The sequence below is a fragment of the Telluria sp. RT2P19 genome (genome assembly GCF_059685725.1).
Map to the genome: position 1 here is coordinate 143,441 of NZ_JCASIL010000007.1, position 17,766 is coordinate 161,206.

Annotated in this window: 16 protein-coding genes; 11 read left to right on the forward strand and 5 right to left on the reverse strand. The window is 68.1% G+C overall.

Translation table 11 applies throughout. The features are described from left to right. The first annotated feature begins 3 nt into the window (after positions 1-3). The 10 genes from AC56KW_RS11265 (at position 4) to AC56KW_RS11310 (ending at position 9,820) form a co-directional block, all read left to right on the forward strand. The gene (locus AC56KW_RS11265; protein ID WP_497170822.1) at positions 4-876 is read left to right on the forward strand and encodes an alpha/beta fold hydrolase; all 873 of its coding nucleotides are present in this window, start codon (positions 4-6) and stop codon (positions 874-876) included. A gap of 21 nt (positions 877-897) precedes the next feature. Next, positions 898-2,097, forward strand: coding sequence for a substrate-binding domain-containing protein (locus AC56KW_RS11270; RefSeq protein ID WP_497170823.1), 1,200 nt, complete (start codon positions 898-900; stop codon positions 2,095-2,097). A 1-nt stretch (position 2,098) separates the two neighbouring features. Further along, positions 2,099-2,893 carry an ABC transporter ATP-binding protein gene (locus AC56KW_RS11275; RefSeq protein ID WP_497170824.1) on the forward strand — a complete coding sequence of 265 codons (795 nt, stop codon included), beginning with the start codon at positions 2,099-2,101 and terminating at the stop codon, positions 2,891-2,893. After that, positions 2,859-3,626 carry an ABC transporter ATP-binding protein gene (locus AC56KW_RS11280; RefSeq protein WP_497170825.1) on the forward strand — a complete coding sequence of 256 codons (768 nt, stop codon included), beginning with the start codon at positions 2,859-2,861 and terminating at the stop codon, positions 3,624-3,626. Before AC56KW_RS11275 ends, AC56KW_RS11280 begins: the two co-directional genes overlap by 35 nt. Before the next feature lie 23 nt (positions 3,627-3,649). After that, complete coding sequence (locus AC56KW_RS11285; protein ID WP_497170826.1) at positions 3,650-4,672, forward strand: branched-chain amino acid ABC transporter permease; 1,023 nt, start codon at positions 3,650-3,652, stop codon at positions 4,670-4,672. Between the two features lie 4 nt (positions 4,673-4,676). Next, complete coding sequence (locus AC56KW_RS11290; RefSeq protein WP_497170827.1) at positions 4,677-5,768, forward strand: branched-chain amino acid ABC transporter permease; 1,092 nt, start codon at positions 4,677-4,679, stop codon at positions 5,766-5,768. 117 nt (positions 5,769-5,885) lie between these two features. Next, positions 5,886-7,010 carry an FAD-dependent monooxygenase gene (locus AC56KW_RS11295; RefSeq protein ID WP_497170828.1) on the forward strand — a complete coding sequence of 375 codons (1,125 nt, stop codon included), beginning with the start codon at positions 5,886-5,888 and terminating at the stop codon, positions 7,008-7,010. A 239-nt stretch (positions 7,011-7,249) separates the two neighbouring features. Beyond that, complete coding sequence (locus AC56KW_RS11300; protein ID WP_497170829.1) at positions 7,250-7,945, forward strand: choice-of-anchor J domain-containing protein; 696 nt, start codon at positions 7,250-7,252, stop codon at positions 7,943-7,945. Positions 7,946-7,962: 17 nt separating this feature from the next. Next, on the forward strand, positions 7,963-8,373 hold the full coding sequence (locus AC56KW_RS11305) for a post-PEP-CTERM-1 domain-containing protein (protein ID WP_497170830.1): 411 nt from the start codon (positions 7,963-7,965) through the stop codon (positions 8,371-8,373). Continuing rightward, complete coding sequence (locus tag AC56KW_RS11310) at positions 8,360-9,820, forward strand: PA domain-containing protein (RefSeq protein WP_497170831.1); 1,461 nt, start codon at positions 8,360-8,362, stop codon at positions 9,818-9,820. The genes AC56KW_RS11305 and AC56KW_RS11310 overlap by 14 nt, the downstream gene beginning before the upstream one ends. 94 nt (positions 9,821-9,914) lie before the next feature. Here AC56KW_RS11310 and ppa read toward each other — a convergent pair whose 3' ends face one another. From ppa to hemC, 5 genes are all read right to left on the reverse strand, one after another. Beyond that, the gene (gene ppa / locus AC56KW_RS11315) at positions 9,915-10,454 is read right to left on the reverse strand and encodes an inorganic diphosphatase (protein WP_497170832.1); all 540 of its coding nucleotides are present in this window, start codon (positions 10,452-10,454) and stop codon (positions 9,915-9,917) included. Between the two features lie 114 nt (positions 10,455-10,568). Next, positions 10,569-11,765: a heme biosynthesis protein HemY gene (locus tag AC56KW_RS11320; protein ID WP_497170833.1), complete on the reverse strand. Its 1,197-nt coding sequence runs from the start codon at positions 11,763-11,765 to the stop codon at positions 10,569-10,571. Between the two features lie 26 nt (positions 11,766-11,791). Continuing rightward, positions 11,792-13,018 carry a uroporphyrinogen-III C-methyltransferase gene (locus AC56KW_RS11325; protein WP_497170834.1) on the reverse strand — a complete coding sequence of 409 codons (1,227 nt, stop codon included), beginning with the start codon at positions 13,016-13,018 and terminating at the stop codon, positions 11,792-11,794. Then, the gene (locus AC56KW_RS11330) at positions 13,018-13,827 is read right to left on the reverse strand and encodes a uroporphyrinogen-III synthase (protein WP_497170835.1); all 810 of its coding nucleotides are present in this window, start codon (positions 13,825-13,827) and stop codon (positions 13,018-13,020) included. The genes AC56KW_RS11325 and AC56KW_RS11330 overlap by 1 nt, the downstream gene beginning before the upstream one ends. Continuing rightward, positions 13,820-14,761 carry a hydroxymethylbilane synthase gene (hemC, locus tag AC56KW_RS11335; RefSeq protein WP_497170908.1) on the reverse strand — a complete coding sequence of 314 codons (942 nt, stop codon included), beginning with the start codon at positions 14,759-14,761 and terminating at the stop codon, positions 13,820-13,822. The genes AC56KW_RS11330 and hemC overlap by 8 nt, the downstream gene beginning before the upstream one ends. A 191-nt stretch (positions 14,762-14,952) precedes the next feature. Here hemC and ppc point away from each other — a divergent pair, with 191 nt between their 5' ends. Further along, on the forward strand, positions 14,953-17,766 hold the full coding sequence (gene ppc / locus AC56KW_RS11340; RefSeq protein ID WP_497170836.1) for a phosphoenolpyruvate carboxylase: 2,814 nt from the start codon (positions 14,953-14,955) through the stop codon (positions 17,764-17,766).

A 17,766-nucleotide genomic window follows, 5' to 3' on the forward strand; every position in this document is an offset into this window, starting at 1 on the left:
CGCGTGCCTTCATTCAGCCCCATCACTTACACCAGCAGCGACGGCCTCGCCCTCTACGCACGCGACTACCACGGCGCCGGCGGCGCGGCCCACCTCCCCGTGATCTGCATCCACGGCCTTACCCGCAATTCGCTCGACTTCGACGAACTGGCCCCGCAAGTGGCCGCCCTTGGACGGCGCGTACTGGCGGTCGACGTGCGCGGCCGCGGCCACTCGGCGCGCGACCCGAATCCGGCCAACTACACGCCGGCGGTCTACGCCGCCGACGTGGTGGCCCTGATGCATGCGCTGGGCATCGCGCGCGCCGTCTTCATCGGCACCTCGATGGGCGGCCTAATCACGATGACGCTGGCCGCCCAGCGCCTCGACCTGGTGGCCGGCGCGGTGCTGAACGATGTCGGCCCGGTGCTGTCGCCGCGCGGCCTGGAGCGCATCGCCGGCTACGCCGGCAAGCCGGCGACCTTCGCCAGCTGGGACGAGGCAACCTGCTACGTCCGCGACATCAATGCCTGCGCCTTCCCCGGCAATCCGGACGCCGAGTGGAACAAATGGGCCCAGCGCGCCTTCGAGCAGCGCGACGACGGCCTGTTGTGCGCCCGCTACGATCCGGGTATCGCCCACAGCCTGCAAACCGGTAGACTTCCTCCAACCTCGCTGGCGCTGCGGATGGCGTTCCGACGCCTGACGCGGCACCGCCCCACCCTGATGATCCGCGGCGCCCTGTCCGACCTGGTCGAAGCCGAACAGGCGGCCTGGATGCGCAAGGCGGCGCCCGGCCTGGCCTATACCGAAGTGCCGAACGTCGGCCATGCGCCGATGCTCACCGAACCCGAAGCCTTCGAGGCGATCCGCGCTTTCCTGGCGCGGGTCCCGTAAATAAATACAAGGAGACAAGCAATGCAATCCCTGATCAAGCCCCTCGCACTCTCCCTGGCCTTCGCCTTCGCGGCCGGCGCCGCCCCCGGCGCACTGGCCCAGGGCAAGGACTTCAAGGTCGCGCTCATCGCCGGCAAGACCGGCCTCATGGAAACCTATGCGCGCGAGACCGAGGCCGGCTTCATGCTCGGCCTCGAATACCTGACCAACGGCACGATGGCCATCAACGGCCGCAAGATCAAGGTCATCGTCAAGGACGACCAGAGTAAACCCGACCTGGGACGCACGCTGCTGGCCGAGGCCTACGGCGACGACCGCGTCGACATCGCCGTCGGCACCACGTCGTCCGGCTCGGCGCTGGCGATGCTGCCGGTGGCGAAGGAATACAAGAAAGTCCTGATTGTCGAGCCGGCGGTGGCCGATGCCATCACCGGCGACAAGTGGAACAAGTACATTTTCCGTACCGCGCGCAGCTCGATGCAGGATGCGTTGGCCGCCGCCAGTACCCTGAAAGGCGGCAGCATCGGCTTCCTGACGCAAGACTACGCCTTTGGACGCGATGCGATCAAGGCCGGCAAGGAAGCGCTGGCGGCTACCGGCAGCGGCGCCAAGGTGGTACACGAAGAATATGCCCCGCTGGCGACCACCGACTTCACTGCCTCCTCTGCGCGCCTGTTCGATGCACTGAAGGACAAGCCGCAACCGCGCATCCTGCAAATCGTCTGGGCCGGCCCGAACCCGATGAACAAGATCGCCGACCTGAGGCCCGAGCGCCATGGCATCGTGCTTTCCCCGGGCGGCAACATCCTGCCGGTGATGAAGACCTGGAAGAACTTCGCCGGTACCCAGGGCACGATTTATTATTACTACGACTTCCCGAAGAACAAGATGAACGACTGGTTCGTCAGGGAGCACACCAAGCGCTTCAAGGCGCCACCCGATATGTTCACGGCCGGCGGCATGGCGGCGGCGGGCGCGGTGGTGGCCGCGCTGTCGAAGGTCCCGGACGGCAATGGCGACAAGATGGTGGCGGCCATGGAGGGCATGAGCTTCGAGACCCCGAAGGGCTTGATGACCTTCCGCAAGGACGACCACCAGGCGATCCAGCCGATGTACCACTTCCGCATCAAGAAGGACCAGAAGAGCGAATGGGACTTGCTCGAACTGGTGCGCGAGATCCCGGCCAGCGAGATGCCGCTGCCGGTGAAGAACAAGCGCTGACATGACCGCGCTGCCTGCTACTGCCGGCCAGCCCGCGCTCTCGACCCGCGACCTGACCATCCGCTTCGGCGGTCATGTCGCGGTGAACGCGGTGACGGCGGACTTCCATCCCGGCACCTTGACCGTGATCGTCGGCCCCAACGGCGCCGGCAAGACCACCTACTTCAACCTGGTCTCGGGCCAGCTGGCCGCCACCAGCGGCAGCGTCGTGCTGCATGGTCGCGACATCACGCGCGACGGCGCGGCCAGGCGCACGCGCCGGGGCATCGGCCGCGCCTTCCAGCTTACGAACCTGTTCCCGCACCTGACCGTGATCGAGAACGTGCGCCTGGCCGTGCAGAGCCGCGCCGGCATGGGCCTGCACTTCCTGTCGGTCTGGTCCAGCCACAAGGAGCTGGTCGCGCGCGCCGAACACTACCTGGAACGGGTGGCGCTGATGAAGCGGCGCGACCTCTATGTCGGCGCGCTGTCGCACGGTGACCAGCGCAAGCTCGAAGTGGCGATCCTGCTGGCGTTGGAGCCGAGCGTGATGATGTTCGACGAACCGACGGCCGGCATGAGCGTCGACGAAGTGCCGGTGGTGCTAGACCTGATCCGCCAGGTGAAGCACGAGGCAAACAAGACCGTGCTGCTGGTCGAGCACAAGATGGACGTGGTGCGCCAGCTGGCCGACCGCATCGTCGTGCTGCACAACGGCACGCTGGTGGCGGACGGCGATCCGCGCGAAGTGATGCAATCGAAGATCGTACAGGAAGCCTATCTTGGAACACCCGAACCCGAATACACTGGCGCCTGATCCGGCCGTGCGCGCACCGCTGTTGACGCTGTCCGGCGTCCATACCCACATCGGCCAGTACCACATTCTGCAAGGCGTCGACCTGGTCGTGCCGCGCGGCGAACTGGCCGTCCTGCTGGGCCGCAACGGCGCCGGCAAGACCACTACCCTGCGCACGATCATGGGCCTGTGGAAGGCCAGCGCCGGTTCGATCCGCTTCGACGGCCGCGACATCACGAAACTGTCCACGCCCGACATCGCCCGCGCCGGGATTGCCTACGTGCCCGAGAACATGGCGGTCTTCTCTGAACTGACGGTGCGCGAAAACCTGGTGCTGGCCGCCCGCGACGGCGCACTCGACCAGGCCCGGGTCGACTGGATCTGCGGCTTCTTCCCGGCCCTGCGCAAGTTCTGGCACTACCCGGCCGGGAACCTGTCGGGTGGCCAGAAACAAATGGTGGCGATCGCCCGCGCGATCGTCGAACCACGCAAGCTGCTGCTGGTCGACGAGCCGACCAAGGGGCTGGCGCCGAGCATCGTGCAAAGCCTGATTGCCGCCTTCCGTGAACTCAAGGAGCGCGAGACCACCATCGTGCTGGTCGAGCAGAACTTCAACTTCGTGCGCTCGCTGGGCGACAGCGTCAGCGTGATGGACGATGGTCGCGTGGCCCATGCCGGCCAGATGGCGGCGCTGGCCGGCGACGCCGCGCTGCAGCAGCGCCTGCTCGGCCTGTCGCTCGACTCCCACCAATAGGAATCAGGAACCAATACCCCATCATGAGTGCAATCCTCCCTGTTCCCCCGGCCGATGCGCCGCTGCCGGCGGCCAAGCGCGACATCGCGCCGCTGCTGCTGGTGCCCGTGCTGATGCTGGCCATGCTGCCGCTGGTCGGCAGTTTTCCCACCTGGCTCACCCTCACCATCGCCGGCCTGGCGATGGGGATGATGATCTTCATCATGGCCAGCGGCCTGACCCTCGTGTTCGGCTTGATGAGCGTCCTGAATTTCGGCCATGGCGCGTTCGTCGCCGTCGGGGCCTTCAGCGCCACGCTGGTCCTGCTGCCGATGCGCGGCTGGCTCGAGATGGACTCGCTGTTGATCAACCTGGGCGTGCTGGCGCTGGCCGTCACGCTGGCGATGGTCGTCACGGGCCTCCTGGGCTGGGCCTTCGAGCGCATCATCGTCAAGCCGGTCTACGGCCAGCACCTGAAGCAGATCCTGATCACGATGGGCGGCATGATCGTGGCCGAGCAGCTGATCCATGTGATCTGGGGCGCCGAGACGATCCCCCTGCCGCTGCCGACCGCGCTGCGCGGCGCCATCCTGGTGGGCGACGCCGCCGTCGAGAAATACCGCCTGGTGGCGGTGGTGGTCGGGCTGGTGGTCTTCATCGCCATGTTCCTGGTGCTCAATCGCACCAAGATCGGCCTGCTGGTGCGCGCCGGCGTCGAGAACGGCGAGATGGTCGAAGCGCTCGGCTACCGCATCCGGCGCCTGTTCGTGGCCGTGTTCGCGGCCGGTTCGGCGCTGGCCGGCCTGGGCGGCGTGATGTGGGGCCTGTACAAGGAAACGCTCACGGCATCGATGGGCAGCGAGATCATGGTGATGATCTTCATCGTCATCATCATCGGCGGCCTGGGTTCGGTGAGCGGCTGCTTCATCGGCGCCCTGCTGATGGCGCTGGTGGCCAACTATGCCGGCTTCCTGGCCCCCAAGATCGCGCTGGTGTCGAGCATCATCCTGATGATCTCGGTCCTGCTGTGGCGCCCGGCCGGCCTGTATTCGACGTCAAGGAGCTGACCCGATGCTGCATCGACTACTTTCCGGCGACCTGCCGCGCAGCCGCATCCTGAGCGGCGTGCTGCTGGTGATCCTGGCCGGCCTGGCGCTGGCGCCTTTTTTATTTTCGGGCGCGCGTCCGCTCAATACCGCGGCCACGATCTGCGTCTACGTCGTGCTGGTCGCGTCCTACGACCTGCTGCTCGGCTACACCGGCATCGTCTCGTTTGCCCACACCATGTTCTACGGCATCGGGGCGTATGGCGTCGGCCTGGCGCTGGCGCGGGTCGACGAGCCCACCTGGGGCGTGGCGATGACCGGCCTGGGTGTCGCCCTGTTGCTGGCGCTGGCGCTGGCGCTGGTGGTCGGCCTGTTCGCGCTGCGCGTGCGCGCGATCTTCTACGCCATGATCACGCTGGCCGTCGCTTCTTCATTCGCCGTGCTGGCGTCGCAGCTGTCCGACCTGACCGGCGGCGAGGATGGCGTGACGTTCAGCGTGCCGGAGGTGCTGTCGCCAAGCTACCTGCTGTTCGAGAACGAGGTATTCGGCCGCTACGTCGACGGCAAGGTGATCACCTATTACCTGGTGTTCCTGGGCTGCCTGCTGCTGTTCCTGCTCCTGCTGCGGCTGGTGAACTCGCCGTTCGGCCGGGTGCTGCAGGCGATCCGCGAGAACGAGTTCCGGGCCGAAGCGCTCGGCTACCGCACCATGGTATACCGCATCTGGGCCAACTGCCTGGCGGCGCTGGTGGCGTGCCTGGCCGGCGCCCTGATGGCGCTGTGGCTGCGTTATGTGGGGCCGAAGACCTCGCTGGGCTTCGAAGTGATGACCGACATCCTCCTGATCGTGGTCATCGGCGGCATGGGCACCATGTATGGCGCGGTGGTCGGTGCGACGCTGTTCATCCTGGCCCAGAACTACCTGAAGGAACTGATGGCGCACGGCGGGGCCGCGCTCGAAGGCGTGCCGCTGCTGGCCGCCGCCCTGCACCCGGACCGCTGGCTGCTGTGGCTGGGCGTGCTGTTCATTCTTTCCATTTACTTCTTCCCGATCGGGATCGTCGGCAAGCTGCGCGTGCGGGCCTGGCTGGCCCGGCGCCCGCCGCCGCCCGGCTGACGCCCCGTGTAGTGATCCTTGCCGCCGCATCCAATCCGCGCCGCGCCGCGTATCTTCATGCGGGATGGATCAATCCGGTCCGTCCCGTCGATTCATGGATGAAGGGCGGCTGGTATCATGCAACGGAAAATCTTGATCGTGGGCGGCGGTATCGCTGGCCTTTCACTGGGCCTGGCCCTGGAGCAGCGCGGCATCGCGGCCGATGTCGTCGAGCGCCTCGCAGCGCCATCGCCATCCTCGGGTACCGGACTCTACCTGCCCGGCAACGCCACCCGCGCCATCGCGAGCCTGGGCCTCCTCGACGAGGTGCGCGCCAACGCCGCAGCCGTGCCGAGCCAGACCATCCTGGACCAGCGCGGCTGGCGCCTGACCGAGACCATCACCAGCGACGTCTGGGCCCGTTGCGGCCCCTGCCTGTCGCTGCCGCACGCGCGCCTGCACGCCATCCTCGGCGCCGCCTTCGGCGAATCGCGGGTGCGCTACGACGTGTCGGTCGCTGCCATCGACCAGTCCAGCGGCCTGTGCGAGGTCACGTTCACCGACGGCCGTTCGGCCGTCTACGACGTGGTAGTGGGTGCGGACGGCATCCATTCCGGCGTGCGCAGGATCGTCCGCCCGGACATCCGGCCGCAATACGGGCGCCAGGTCTGCTGGCGCTTCATCACGCAGAACGTCGCCGCCATCAAGGGCTGGACAGCCATGCTGGGCAATGGCGCGACGCTGCTCGCCATCCCCGTGAGCAGCACGCAGGCCTATGTCTACGCCGACCTGACCCTGCCGGAGAGCGCCGATCCGGAATCGTACCGCCATGCCCGCCTGCCGGAGCTGTTCCAGGCATTCAGCACGCCGCTGACCGCGCTGCTCGAGCGTGGCGAGCATGATGAGGCGCGGGTCCATTTCGGCCGCCTCGGCCAGGTCGTGATGGACGACTACGCGCAAGGCAGGGTCGTGTTCATCGGCGACGCCGCCCACGCTGCCTCGCCCAATATGGCGCAAGGCGCGGCGCTGGCGCTCGAGGACGCGCTGGTGCTGGCCGACGTCCTTGCCGGCGGCGCCGACTTCGACGCCGCGCTGGCCGCGTATTCGCGCCGGCGTCATCACCGGGTGCGCTGGGTCCAGCGCCAGTGCGCGGCCCGGGACAAGATGCGCGCCCTGCCCGACCTGGCCCGCGCCGCCATCTTCGGCATGTTCGGCGACAAGCTCTACCGGCGCAGCTACGCGCCGCTGCTCGCGCCGCTCTGACGCGGGCGACCGCGGCGCCGCCGCGCGCCTGACGATTGCCTTCCAGCATGGACTTGCAGAATTGCAAGCGCTTTGATCAAGTTCCATCGCCTTGCTTGAGGGGCGCGGCACGCGCCGCGCCACCGTCTCAACCCACATCAAGACCGTGACCATTGCCATTCTTATCATGGATAAGTCATGGCCTCGTCGTCAGCCAGCGCGGGGAGCTCCATCCTTCTGGCCCAATCCCATCCCATTCCATGAAACGACTCAACATCATGATCGCCACCGCGGTGGTCGGCGCGGCCGCATCCTCGCCCCTGGCCGCCCACGAAGGCGTCGAGCTGCTCAACGAAGGTTTCGACGACCTGGCCGGGCTGACCAGCTGGGACCGCATCAACCGGAGCGTCCCGCCCGGCCTTAGCTGGTTCCAGGGCAACACCGACATCTTCCCGCCCCAGGCCGGCGCTGCGGGCGCCTATGCCGCCGCGAACTTCCTCGGAGCCGCCAACGGCATGGGAGTGGTCGACAACTGGCTGATCACGCCCACGCTCAACCTGAGCGGCCTGACCACGCTGTCCTTCTTCACGAACCGCGAACTGGCCGACAGCTACGACGACCTGATCGAAGTGCGCTTCGGCGCCGGGAGCGGTACCGAAGCCTCCTCGTTCGGTACGCTGCTGGCCACGATCGGCGGCGACGACGCCTTCCCGGCCGACTGGCGGCAATGGAGCGCCAACCTGGCGGTCGACGGACCAGGCCGCTTCGCCTTCCGCTACCTGGGCGACGCGGCCAACCTCAACTATGTCGGGCTGGACACGGTGCGGGTCGTGACCGCCGTTCCCGAACCAGCCAGCATCCTTCTGCTGGCGGGCGGCCTGGGGATCCTGGGCCTGATACGGCGCTGGGTCGGCACGACCGACAGTCCGCTGTGCGGCCCGACCAACCGCCAATGAATCCCAGGAGATCCTCCATGCGCATCCATACTTCACTTGCCATCCCGATCCTCTGGCTGGCGCTCGCTTCCCTGGGCCAGGCCGCGGCGTCCCCAGAATCCCAGTCATCCGCCCAGCAGGGCCTGACCGTCGTGCGCGACGCCGAGACCGGCGAGCTGCGCGCGCCATCGGCTACCGAGTCCGAGGCGCTGCAGGCCCAGGCCGCGGCGCCGACCGCACGCCGGCCGCAACCGGCCGTGGTGGCCGGCGCCGACGGCCGTGAGAGCGTGTACCTGGGCAGCAGCCGTCTCGTGTATTCGGTCGTCACGCGCGGCACCGACGGCAAGCTCGACCACCAGTGCGTCGACGGCGCCGCCGGCGCCCACGCCCATCTCAACCACGGTGCGCCAGGCGGCGCGCAGGAGAAAGCCCGCCATGATCACCGCTAAGCTCCCGGTCCGCCCGTCCAGCGGCGCATTCGCCCGTCTCGCGGCAGTGGCGATCCTGGTCGTGGCCAGCCTGGCCACGGTGGGCGCCGCGCGCGCCGCCACCATCCAGATCGTCAACCTGAATGCGCCCGGCGTGGGCTTCAACGACCCCACCCCGGCCCAGCCGGTCGGGGGCAACCCCGGCACGACCCTGGGCGAACAGCGCCTGATCGCCTTCCAGCAAGCGGCCGACATCTGGGGCGCGACGCTCGACAGCGAGGTGCCGGTCCGTATCGGCGCCTCGTTCGTGCCGCTCAGCTGCAACAGCACCAGCGCCGTGCTGGGCGCGGCCGGCGCCACCGAAGTCTGGGCCAACTTCCCCGGCGCGCCGCGCACCAATACCTGGTACCCGGCCGCGCTGGCGGGCAAGCTGTTCGGCACCGACCTGACCACACCCGAAGACCATCACATCGTCGCGACCTTCAATGCGCAACTGGGCCTGACCCCGACCTGCGTCCCTGGCCTCACTTTCTATCTCGGCCTGGACAACAACGCCGGCGCACAAATCGACCTGGTCACGGTGCTGCTGCACGAGATCGCGCACGGCCTCGGCTTCCAGAACTTCACCGACGACGAGACGGGTTCCTACCTGCTGGCGCGGCCGTCGATCTGGGACCACTACCTGCTCGACAACCGCAGCAACCGCACCTGGTCGCAGTTGACGACCTCCCAGCGCGCGGCCTCGGCCAGGACCTGGCGCGGCCTGTCCTGGAGCGGTCCCGGCGTCACCGCTGCGGTCCCGGGCGTGCTGGGGCCAATGCCCGTACTGTCCATCAGCGGCGGCGCGGCAGGCGACGCCTTCGGCCGCTATGCGGTGGGCGTGGCCAGCTTCGGCACCCCGCTCGGCGCCACGCCGGTCAGGGGCGAGGTGATGCCGGTGGTCGACCAGGCCAACGGCAACGGGCTCGCGTGCGCCGCCCTGAACGCCATGAATGCGCAGACGGTGCGCGGCAAGGTCGCGCTGGTCGACCGCGGCGTGTGCGACTACGCGGTCAAGGCCCGCAATGTGCAGGCGGCCGGCGCCATCGGCATGATCCTGGCCGACAGCGTCGCGGGCGAAGTGGCGGGCATGCCGGGCAGCGCCCCGGACGTCATGATCCCCTCGGTGCGCATCACCCGCGCCGACGGCCTGCGGCTCAAGACGGCGCTGCAGACCCGCTCGCGCAGCGGGTCGGGCGTGATGGCGCGCCTGTCGATCGATCCCGAGCGCCTGGCCGGCGCGGACGAGCAGCGCCGCGTGCTGATGTACAGCCCGACCGTCAACGCGCCCGGCTCGTCGGTCTCGCACTATACGACCGAGGCGAGTCCCAACCAGTTGATGGAGCCGTCGATCAACGCCGACCTGTCGCACGAGATCGCGCCGCCGCGCGACCTCACCCTGCCGCTGCTGCAGGATATCGGCTGGTGACAGCAACGCGCCGCGCGCGCCGCGCGGCGCAAATAAAAAGGCCGGCCGCCCCAGGGGCGCCGGCCTTCCATCATGCAGAACAGCGGACCAGGTCTCAGGCCTGTGCGCCCTTCTTGAACGCTTCGACGCCATTGACCAGCTCGGCCTTGGCTTCCTCGATGCCGGCCCAGCCTTCGATCTTGACCCACTTGCCTGGCTCCAGATCCTTGTAGTGCTCGAAGAAGTGCTGGATCTGCTGCAGGCGCAGCTCTTCCACGTCGTCGAGCGACTGGATCTTCTTGTACATCGGCAGCACTTTCTCGACCGGCACCGCGATCACCTTGGCGTCGCCGCCACCGTCGTCGGTCATCTTCAGCACGCCGAGCGCGCGGCAACGCACCACCACGCCTGGCGGCAGCGGGAACGGGGTGATGACCAGCACGTCGCACGGGTCGCCGTCGTCGGCGATGGTCTGCGGCACGTAGCCGTAGTTGCACGGATAGTGCATGGCCGTACCCATGAAGCGGTCGACGAAGATCGCGCCGCTGTCCTTGTCGACCTCGTATTTGACCGGATCGGAATTCATCGGGATTTCGATGATGACGTTGAAGTCGTTCGGCACGTCTTTGCCGGCTGGGACGTTATTCAGGCTCATGGAGGGTCCTTGGTTGCTTAAGAATCAATGATAGGCCGTCATTATAGCGAAACGGCCATGGCCTGTGCGATGCGACATGGACAGTGGTGCGCGCGCCAAAGCGCAGGCATGGCCTCACAGGATGCTGGCCAGCGCGCATTGCCGGTAGTGGTTCGCCGCCTCCTGCTCCTGTCCCAGCGCCTCGTGCATCTGGGCCAGCTTCAGGTGTGCTTCGCGCACCATCGACGCCGCGGTGGCGTCCGACAGCGCCTGCTCCAGGTAGCGCTGGGCCTTGCCCCACAATTTTTGTTTCAGGCACAGCGAACCCAGGGTCAGGGCCAGCTCGGCATCCATCGGGCGCTCGCGGCGCCAGGTCTCGCAAGCCTCGATCTGGGCCAGCAGCGACGGCGAGCCGGCCGGACTGGCGGCGTCGCGGTAGGCGCGCACCACACGCTCGTCCCATCCGGCCTTGAGCGACTCTTCGGCGATCGCGCGCGCCTCGTCGTGCAGGCCGCGCGCATTGAAGGCGCTGGCCGCGCGCGCCGCGATATAGGGCACGGTGCGGTCTTGCGGCGGCACCGTGGCCCAGATGCGGCGCAGCGATTCGGCGTCATGGCCGTCGCCGCCCAGCAGCGCCTCGTAGGACAACTCGCGCAGGCGGCTCGACAGGGCCGGATGCAGCGCGCGGCGCTTATCGAGGATGCGCACCAGGCGCAGCACCTCGGGCCAGTTGCGCGCCTGCTGGTTGGCCTTCATGGCCCATTGCAGGGCGTGGATGTGGCGCTGGCCGCTGGCGTTGAGTTCGGCCACCGCTTCGAGCGCGGCCTCGGGCTGGTGGTCGTCGACCAGCAGCTCGGTGACCGTCATCAGGCGCGCTGTCTTGAGCGTGTTGTCGTGGGCGATCCCGGCCAGCCATGCGTCGCGTCGCGCCGGTTCACGCATGCGGTGCGCGGCGCGGGCGCCGATCAGGGCCGCCAGGCCGGCGTTCTCGGGCAGTTCGGCGGCGCGCATCGCGGCCTTCTCGGCATGGCCGAAACGGCCCTCGAACAATGCCTTGAGCGCGTCGCGCAAGCCCTTGTTGCCTTCGCGCTCGCTGCGGCGCTGGCGATAGGCGGCCACCCGCTGCGGCATCTTGAGGGTGGCGTTGATGGCGCGCACCACGGCGTACAGCGCCAGGAACGACGCCACCAGCAGCACCACGAACAGGTTGAGCGACATGTCGATCCGGTGCGGCGGATAGAACAGCACCACATTGCCTGGATTGAAGCGCGCCGTCACGGCGATGCCGATGGCGGCGGCCATCAGCGCGACTAACCAAAGAAGTAAACGCATTATTTATCGCTTCGCTTGTGCATGGCTCATTGCTTTGCCTTGTAGTTGCGCACGGCGTTCAGGCTGTCGGCCAGCGTCGGCATCTCGATCGTCAGGTTATTGGCCTGGACCTGGCGCAGCGCGGCCTGGCTCGATTGCGTCACGCGCGCGCGGGTATCGAAATACTTGAGCAGCATGGCCTGGGCCGTGGCCAGGTCGTCGCGGAAGGTGGCCTCGTTGCGCGACAACAGCGCCAGGCGCGCGTTCAGCAGACGCAATTTGAGGTTCTCGCGCACGAAGAACGACTCGCTTGGCGACAGCATCAGCGCCTCGGGCTCTTCGACGCTGCGCACCCGGATCAGCTGGCGCACGTCGTCCCACATCTCCTGGCTCCACAGGCGCCAGGTGTCGAGCACGCGCTGGCCCACGCCCAGCGGCTGGGCCGGATCGGCGGCTGCCGGGGCAGCCGCGGCCTCGCCCCTGCGTCCGGTGCGCACCGGCGCCATCGGCAGCAGCGGCTTTTCGTCGGACAGCATCGGCAGCGAATCGACCTGGCCGATCACGTGATCGAGGCGCACCGCCACGCCGGCCAGGTCCACCGCCGGCAAGCCCTTGAGTTTTTCGATGTCGCCCGCGATCGCGCGCCGGATGGTGAGAAACTGCGGCGTATCGGAACGCGACACGGCGCGGTCGGCATTCTGCAGCGCGATCAGGGCGCCCTGCACATTGCCGGCCAATTGCAGTTGCTGGCTGGCGGTCGACAGCACCTGCTCGATCTCGGTCAGCGCCCACTCGTCGCGGTTCTGCGACAGGTCTTTATACAGCTGCTCGAGCGCCACCTGCTGGCTCTGGGCCTCGCTCTGGCGGCTTTCGAGCACGCCGACCTTGATCTGCAGCTCCTTGGACTGGTCGGCCACGTCGCGCGCCAGCGCCGCCGTCTCGGCATTGACCGCATTGCCCTTCTGGAGGCTGCGCGCCATGTCCTGGCGCAGCGCATTGATGCGGTTATGCGATGAATACGTCTGCAGCGCCAGCAGCACGGCCAGCGCGATCACGGCCAGCGGCAAGGGACGCGCGATGCGGTCGAACAAAGCGGGGCCGCCCGGCGCGCCCATGCGCGGCGCGACAGGCGCGCCGCCGGCCGGCGGGATGCCGCCGGCGGCCGCTCCCGGCGGCGTCGGGCCAGGCGGCACGGCGCCGTCTTCGGGCTTGTGGAGGCTCGGTGCGGGCACGTTGGCCTGCGGTTGATCTGGATTGTTCGGCAATTCGTTCATTATTGTGATTGTAACGCTGCTAGTATGCGGGCATCTCCGGATCCCGTCAGGGTCACGTGGCGCAGGCCCAGGGCGTGCGCCGTCTCGGCAATCCGCGCATGGGGCACGACCAGGCGCTGCTGCCGCAACCGCGCGCGCAGCTCGTCGCGAATTTCGTCACTGCCCGGCGCCAGCGCGTCGACCAGGCCCGCCAGCCCGCGCAGAGCTTCCGAGCTCGTGATTATCCAGTCGTTTGGCTGTGCCAGCAAGGCGCGCAATCGCGCGGCCAGCTCTGGCGTCAATACCGGGGTGCTGCGGTGGTAGGCCGCCACTGCCTCGACCGTGGCGCCGACCGCCCGCAAGGCGTCGGCCAGCAGCTCGCGCCCGCCGTCGCCGCGCACGATCAGCACGCGGCGGCCGGCGAAGGCGGCCAGGTCCAAGCTGAGCAACAGGTGTTCCGAATCGCTGTGGGCGCTGTCGACCGGACTGTGGATCGTGTAGCCGGGCGCCGCCACGCCATGGCGCGCCAGCGCGGCGCGGCTGCCTTCGCCCACGACCGCCAGCGGCACCTCGGGCGGCCAGGCGTCGAGGTGGGCGAACGCCGCATCGACCGCGTTCGGCGAGACGAAGGCCACCATCGCGTAGTCGGGCAGTTGCGCCAGGGCGGCGCGCAGGGGCGCCGGGTCGTCGACCGGGCTGATCTGAAGCAGCGGCAGGATCTGCGTCGTGCGTCCAGTCGCCCGCACCGCCTGCGCCAGGCCGTCGGCCTGGGCCAGCGGCCGGGTGATCACGACAACGCGGTGGGTCGCCACGGGATCCAGCTCAGGCATCCTCGGCCGCGTCGACGCGGCAGGCGGCCAGGATCGCGTTGGCGTCCTGCTGCGCCAGCAGGTCGGACACTTGTTCGCCCAGGTATTCCGGCTGCTCGGCGGCGCCGGCCACCTCGGCATGCGCGGCGCGCTTGCCGTCCGGGGTCGCGACCATGGCGCGCAGGCGCATCTGGCCGTCCTGCACGATCGCGTAGGCCGCCAGCGGGATCTGGCAGCTGCCGCCGAAGATGCGCGACACCTTGCGCTCGGCCAGCACCGCTTGCGCGGTCTCGACGTGGTTGAGCGGCGCCAGCGCGGCGCGCAGGTCGACGCCGTCGCTGCGCTCGCCGCTGAGGATTTCGATCGCCATCGCGCCCTGGCCGGCCGCCGGCAGGCTCAGTTCGGGCTCGAGCAGCGCGCGGATGCGCTGGGCCAGAGCCAGGCGCTTGAGGCCGGCGGCGGCCAGGATGATGGCCGCGTAGTCGCCGCGATCGAGCTTGCCGAGGCGGGTGTCGAGATTGCCGCGCAGCGGCTGGATCACCAGGTGCGGGTAGCGCGCCGCGATCAGCGACTGGCGGCGCAGGCTGCTGGTACCGACCACGGCGCCCGCCGGCAATTCATCCAGGCTGGCATAGTCGTTCGATACGAAGGCGTCGCGCGGGTCTTCGCGCTCGAGCACGGCGGCCAGCTCGAAACCTTCGGGCAGCTCCATCGGGACGTCCTTGAGCGAGTGCACGGCCAGGTCGGCGCGGCCCTCGGCCATGGCGACCTCGAGCTCCTTGACGAACAGGCCCTTGCCGCCGACCTTGGACAGCGTACGGTCGAGGATCTGGTCGCCACGTGTTGTCATTCCGAGAATTTCGACGCTACACTCTGGATATAATGCGGCAAGGCGGTCGCGCACGTGCTCCGCCTGCCACATGGCAAGGCGGCTCTCGCGGGATGCGATAATCAGTTTGGCCGGCGCCTGTGGCGCCGTTCCGGATACCTGCTGTATGGCGTTTAACACTCGAGTTCTTCCACTGTCATTGGGCCGACCCGGACGATGCCAGTAACCGGTCCCTGCATAAGATCACAAATTTTATCATGGGGCATCCTGCAGATCGTGGCCAACCGCCATCGCACAATCTATTACTTGTGGTCGATATGGACAATCCTGCTGCACTCGTAGTACAAGCCGGCGCCGACAAGGACGCGCCGCTCAAAGAAGACATCCGCCTGCTGGGCCGCCTGCTGGGCGACGTGCTGCGCGACCAGGAGGGCGATGCGGTGTTCGACATCGTCGAGACCATCCGCCAGACCGCCGTGCGCTTTCGCCGCGACGACGACCCGGACGCCGGCGAAGAGCTGGCCACGCTGCTGCACAAGCTCACGCGCGACCAGACCATCTCGGTGGTGCGGGCATTCTCGTACTTCTCGCACCTGGCCAATATCGCCGAGGACCAGCACCACAACCGCCGCCGCCGCGCGCACCTGCTCAAGGGCTCGACGCCGCGCTCGGGCAGCATCGGCTACGCACTGGCCAAGCTGGCCGAGGCCGGCATCGGGCGCGAGGCGGTCGACGAATTCTTCCGCGACGCCCTGATTTCGCCGGTGCTGACCGCGCACCCCACCGAGGTGCAGCGCAAGAGCATCCTGGACGCCGAACACGACATCGCGCGCCTGCTGGCCGAACGCGACCTGCCGCAAACACCCAGGGAGCGCCGCCGCAACGAGCAACTGCTGCATGCCCGCATCGCCACCCTGTGGCAGACGCGCATGCTGCGCTACTCGAAGCTGACCGTGGCCGACGAGATCGAGAACGCCCTGTCGTATTACCGCATCACCTTCCTGCGCGAAGTGCCGGCTCTTTATGACGACATCGAGCTCGAAGTCGCCGAGCAGTACGGCGGTGAAGCCCAGGCCACGCACGCGTCGTTCCTGCAGATGGGCAGCTGGATCGGCGGCGACCGCGACGGCAACCCGAACGTCAACGCCGACACCATGCGCCACGCGCTGACGCGCCAGTCGACCACCATCCTCGACTTCTACCTGGACGAAGTGCACGCGCTGGGCGCCGAGCTGTCGGCCTCCACGCTGCTGGTGAAGGTGACGCCGGCGCTGGAGCAGTTGGCGGACACCTCGCCCGACGCTTCCCCGCACCGCAGCGACGAACCCTATCGCCGCGCGCTGATCGGCATCTACGCGCGCCTGGCCGCCACCGCGCGCGAACTGGGCGTAGGCCACATCCTGCGCAAGGAAGTCGGCCACGCCGCGCCCTATCTCGACCCCGAGCTGTTCGCGGCCGACCTCGAAGTCCTGGCCGACTCGCTGCGCCAGAACCATGGCGCCATGCTGGTGCAACCGCGCCTGGCCGGCCTGCTGCGCGCGGCGCGCATCTTCGGCTTCCACCTGGCTTCGCTCGACATGCGCCAGAGCTCGGACATCCACGAGCGCGTGCTGGCCGAACTGTTCGCCCGCGCCGGCGTCGAAGCCGACTACGCGGCGCTGAGCGAAGACGACAAGCGCGCGCTGATCCTGCGCGAGCTGGCGCAAGCGCGGCCCCTGTTCTCGCCCTACGAAAACTATGGCGACGAGACCAATTCGGAGCTGGCGATCTTGCGCTGCGCGCGCGAGATCCGCCTGCGCTACGGCCCGCGCGCGATCCGCAACTACATCATCTCGCACACCGAGACCGTGTCCGACCTGCTCGAGGTCCTGCTGCTGCAGAAAGAGACGGGGCTGATGCGGGTGGGCGCGGGAACCGCGACGGCGGAGCGCAACGACACGATGGTGATCCCGCTGTTCGAGACCATTCCCGACCTGCAGCGCGCCGCCGGCATCATGGACGAGTGGATGTCGATTCCGCTGGTCGCCGGGCTGATCGGGAAACAGGGCCGGCTGCAGGAAGTCATGCTCGGCTACTCCGACTCGAACAAGGACGGCGGCTTCCTGACCTCGAACTGGGAGCTGTACCAGGCCGAACTGAAACTGGTCGACGTGTTCGAGCGCCACCAGGTCAAGCTGCGCCTGTTCCACGGCCGCGGCGGCACCGTCGGCCGCGGCGGCGGCCCGAGCTACGACGCGATCCGCGCCCAGCCGCCCGGCACCGTCAACGGCCAGATCCGCCTGACCGAACAGGGCGAGATCATCGCGTCCAAGTTCTCCAATCCCGAGATCGGGCGCCGCAACCTGGAACTGCTGGTGGCGGCGACGCTGGAAGCGAGCCTGACGCCGAACGCTGCCGGCAGCGGCTGCGAAGCCGAGCGCCTGAAGCGCTTCGAGTCGGTGATGGCCGAACTGTCCAACCGCGCCTACAAGGCCTATCGCGACCTCGTGTACGAGACCCCGGGCTTTACCGACTACTTCTTCGAGGCGACGCCGATCGCCGAGATCGCGGAACTGAACCTCGGGTCGCGTCCCGCCTCGCGCAAGTCGACCCGCCGCATCGAAGACTTGCGCGCGATTCCCTGGGGCTTCTCGTGGGGCCAGTGCCGGCTGCTGCTGCCGGGCTGGTTCGGATTTGCGTCGAGCATCAAGGGCTGGCTCGACGAAGGCGACCAGGACGCCAAGCTGGAAGAGCTGCGCGCGATGTACCGCGACTGGCCGTTCTTTGCGACGCTGCTGTCGAATATGGACATGGTGCTGGCCAAGACCGACCTGGCGATCGCCTCGCGCTATGCGGGCCTGGTTTCTGACGTGGGGCTGCGCGAGCGGATCTTCCGCCGCATCGCCGCCGAGCATGGGGAGACGATCCGCTGCCTGGAAGCGATTACCGGCGCCAGCGAGCGCCTGGCCGGCAATCCGCTGCTGGCGCGCTCGATCCAGAACCGGTTTGCCTACCTCGATCCATTGAATCACTTGCAGGTCGAGCTGATCCATCGGCGGCGCAAGCTGGCGGACAACGCCGATCCGCGCGTGAATCGCGGGATTCACCTGTCGATCAACGGGGTGGCGGCGGGGTTGCGCAATACGGGGTGA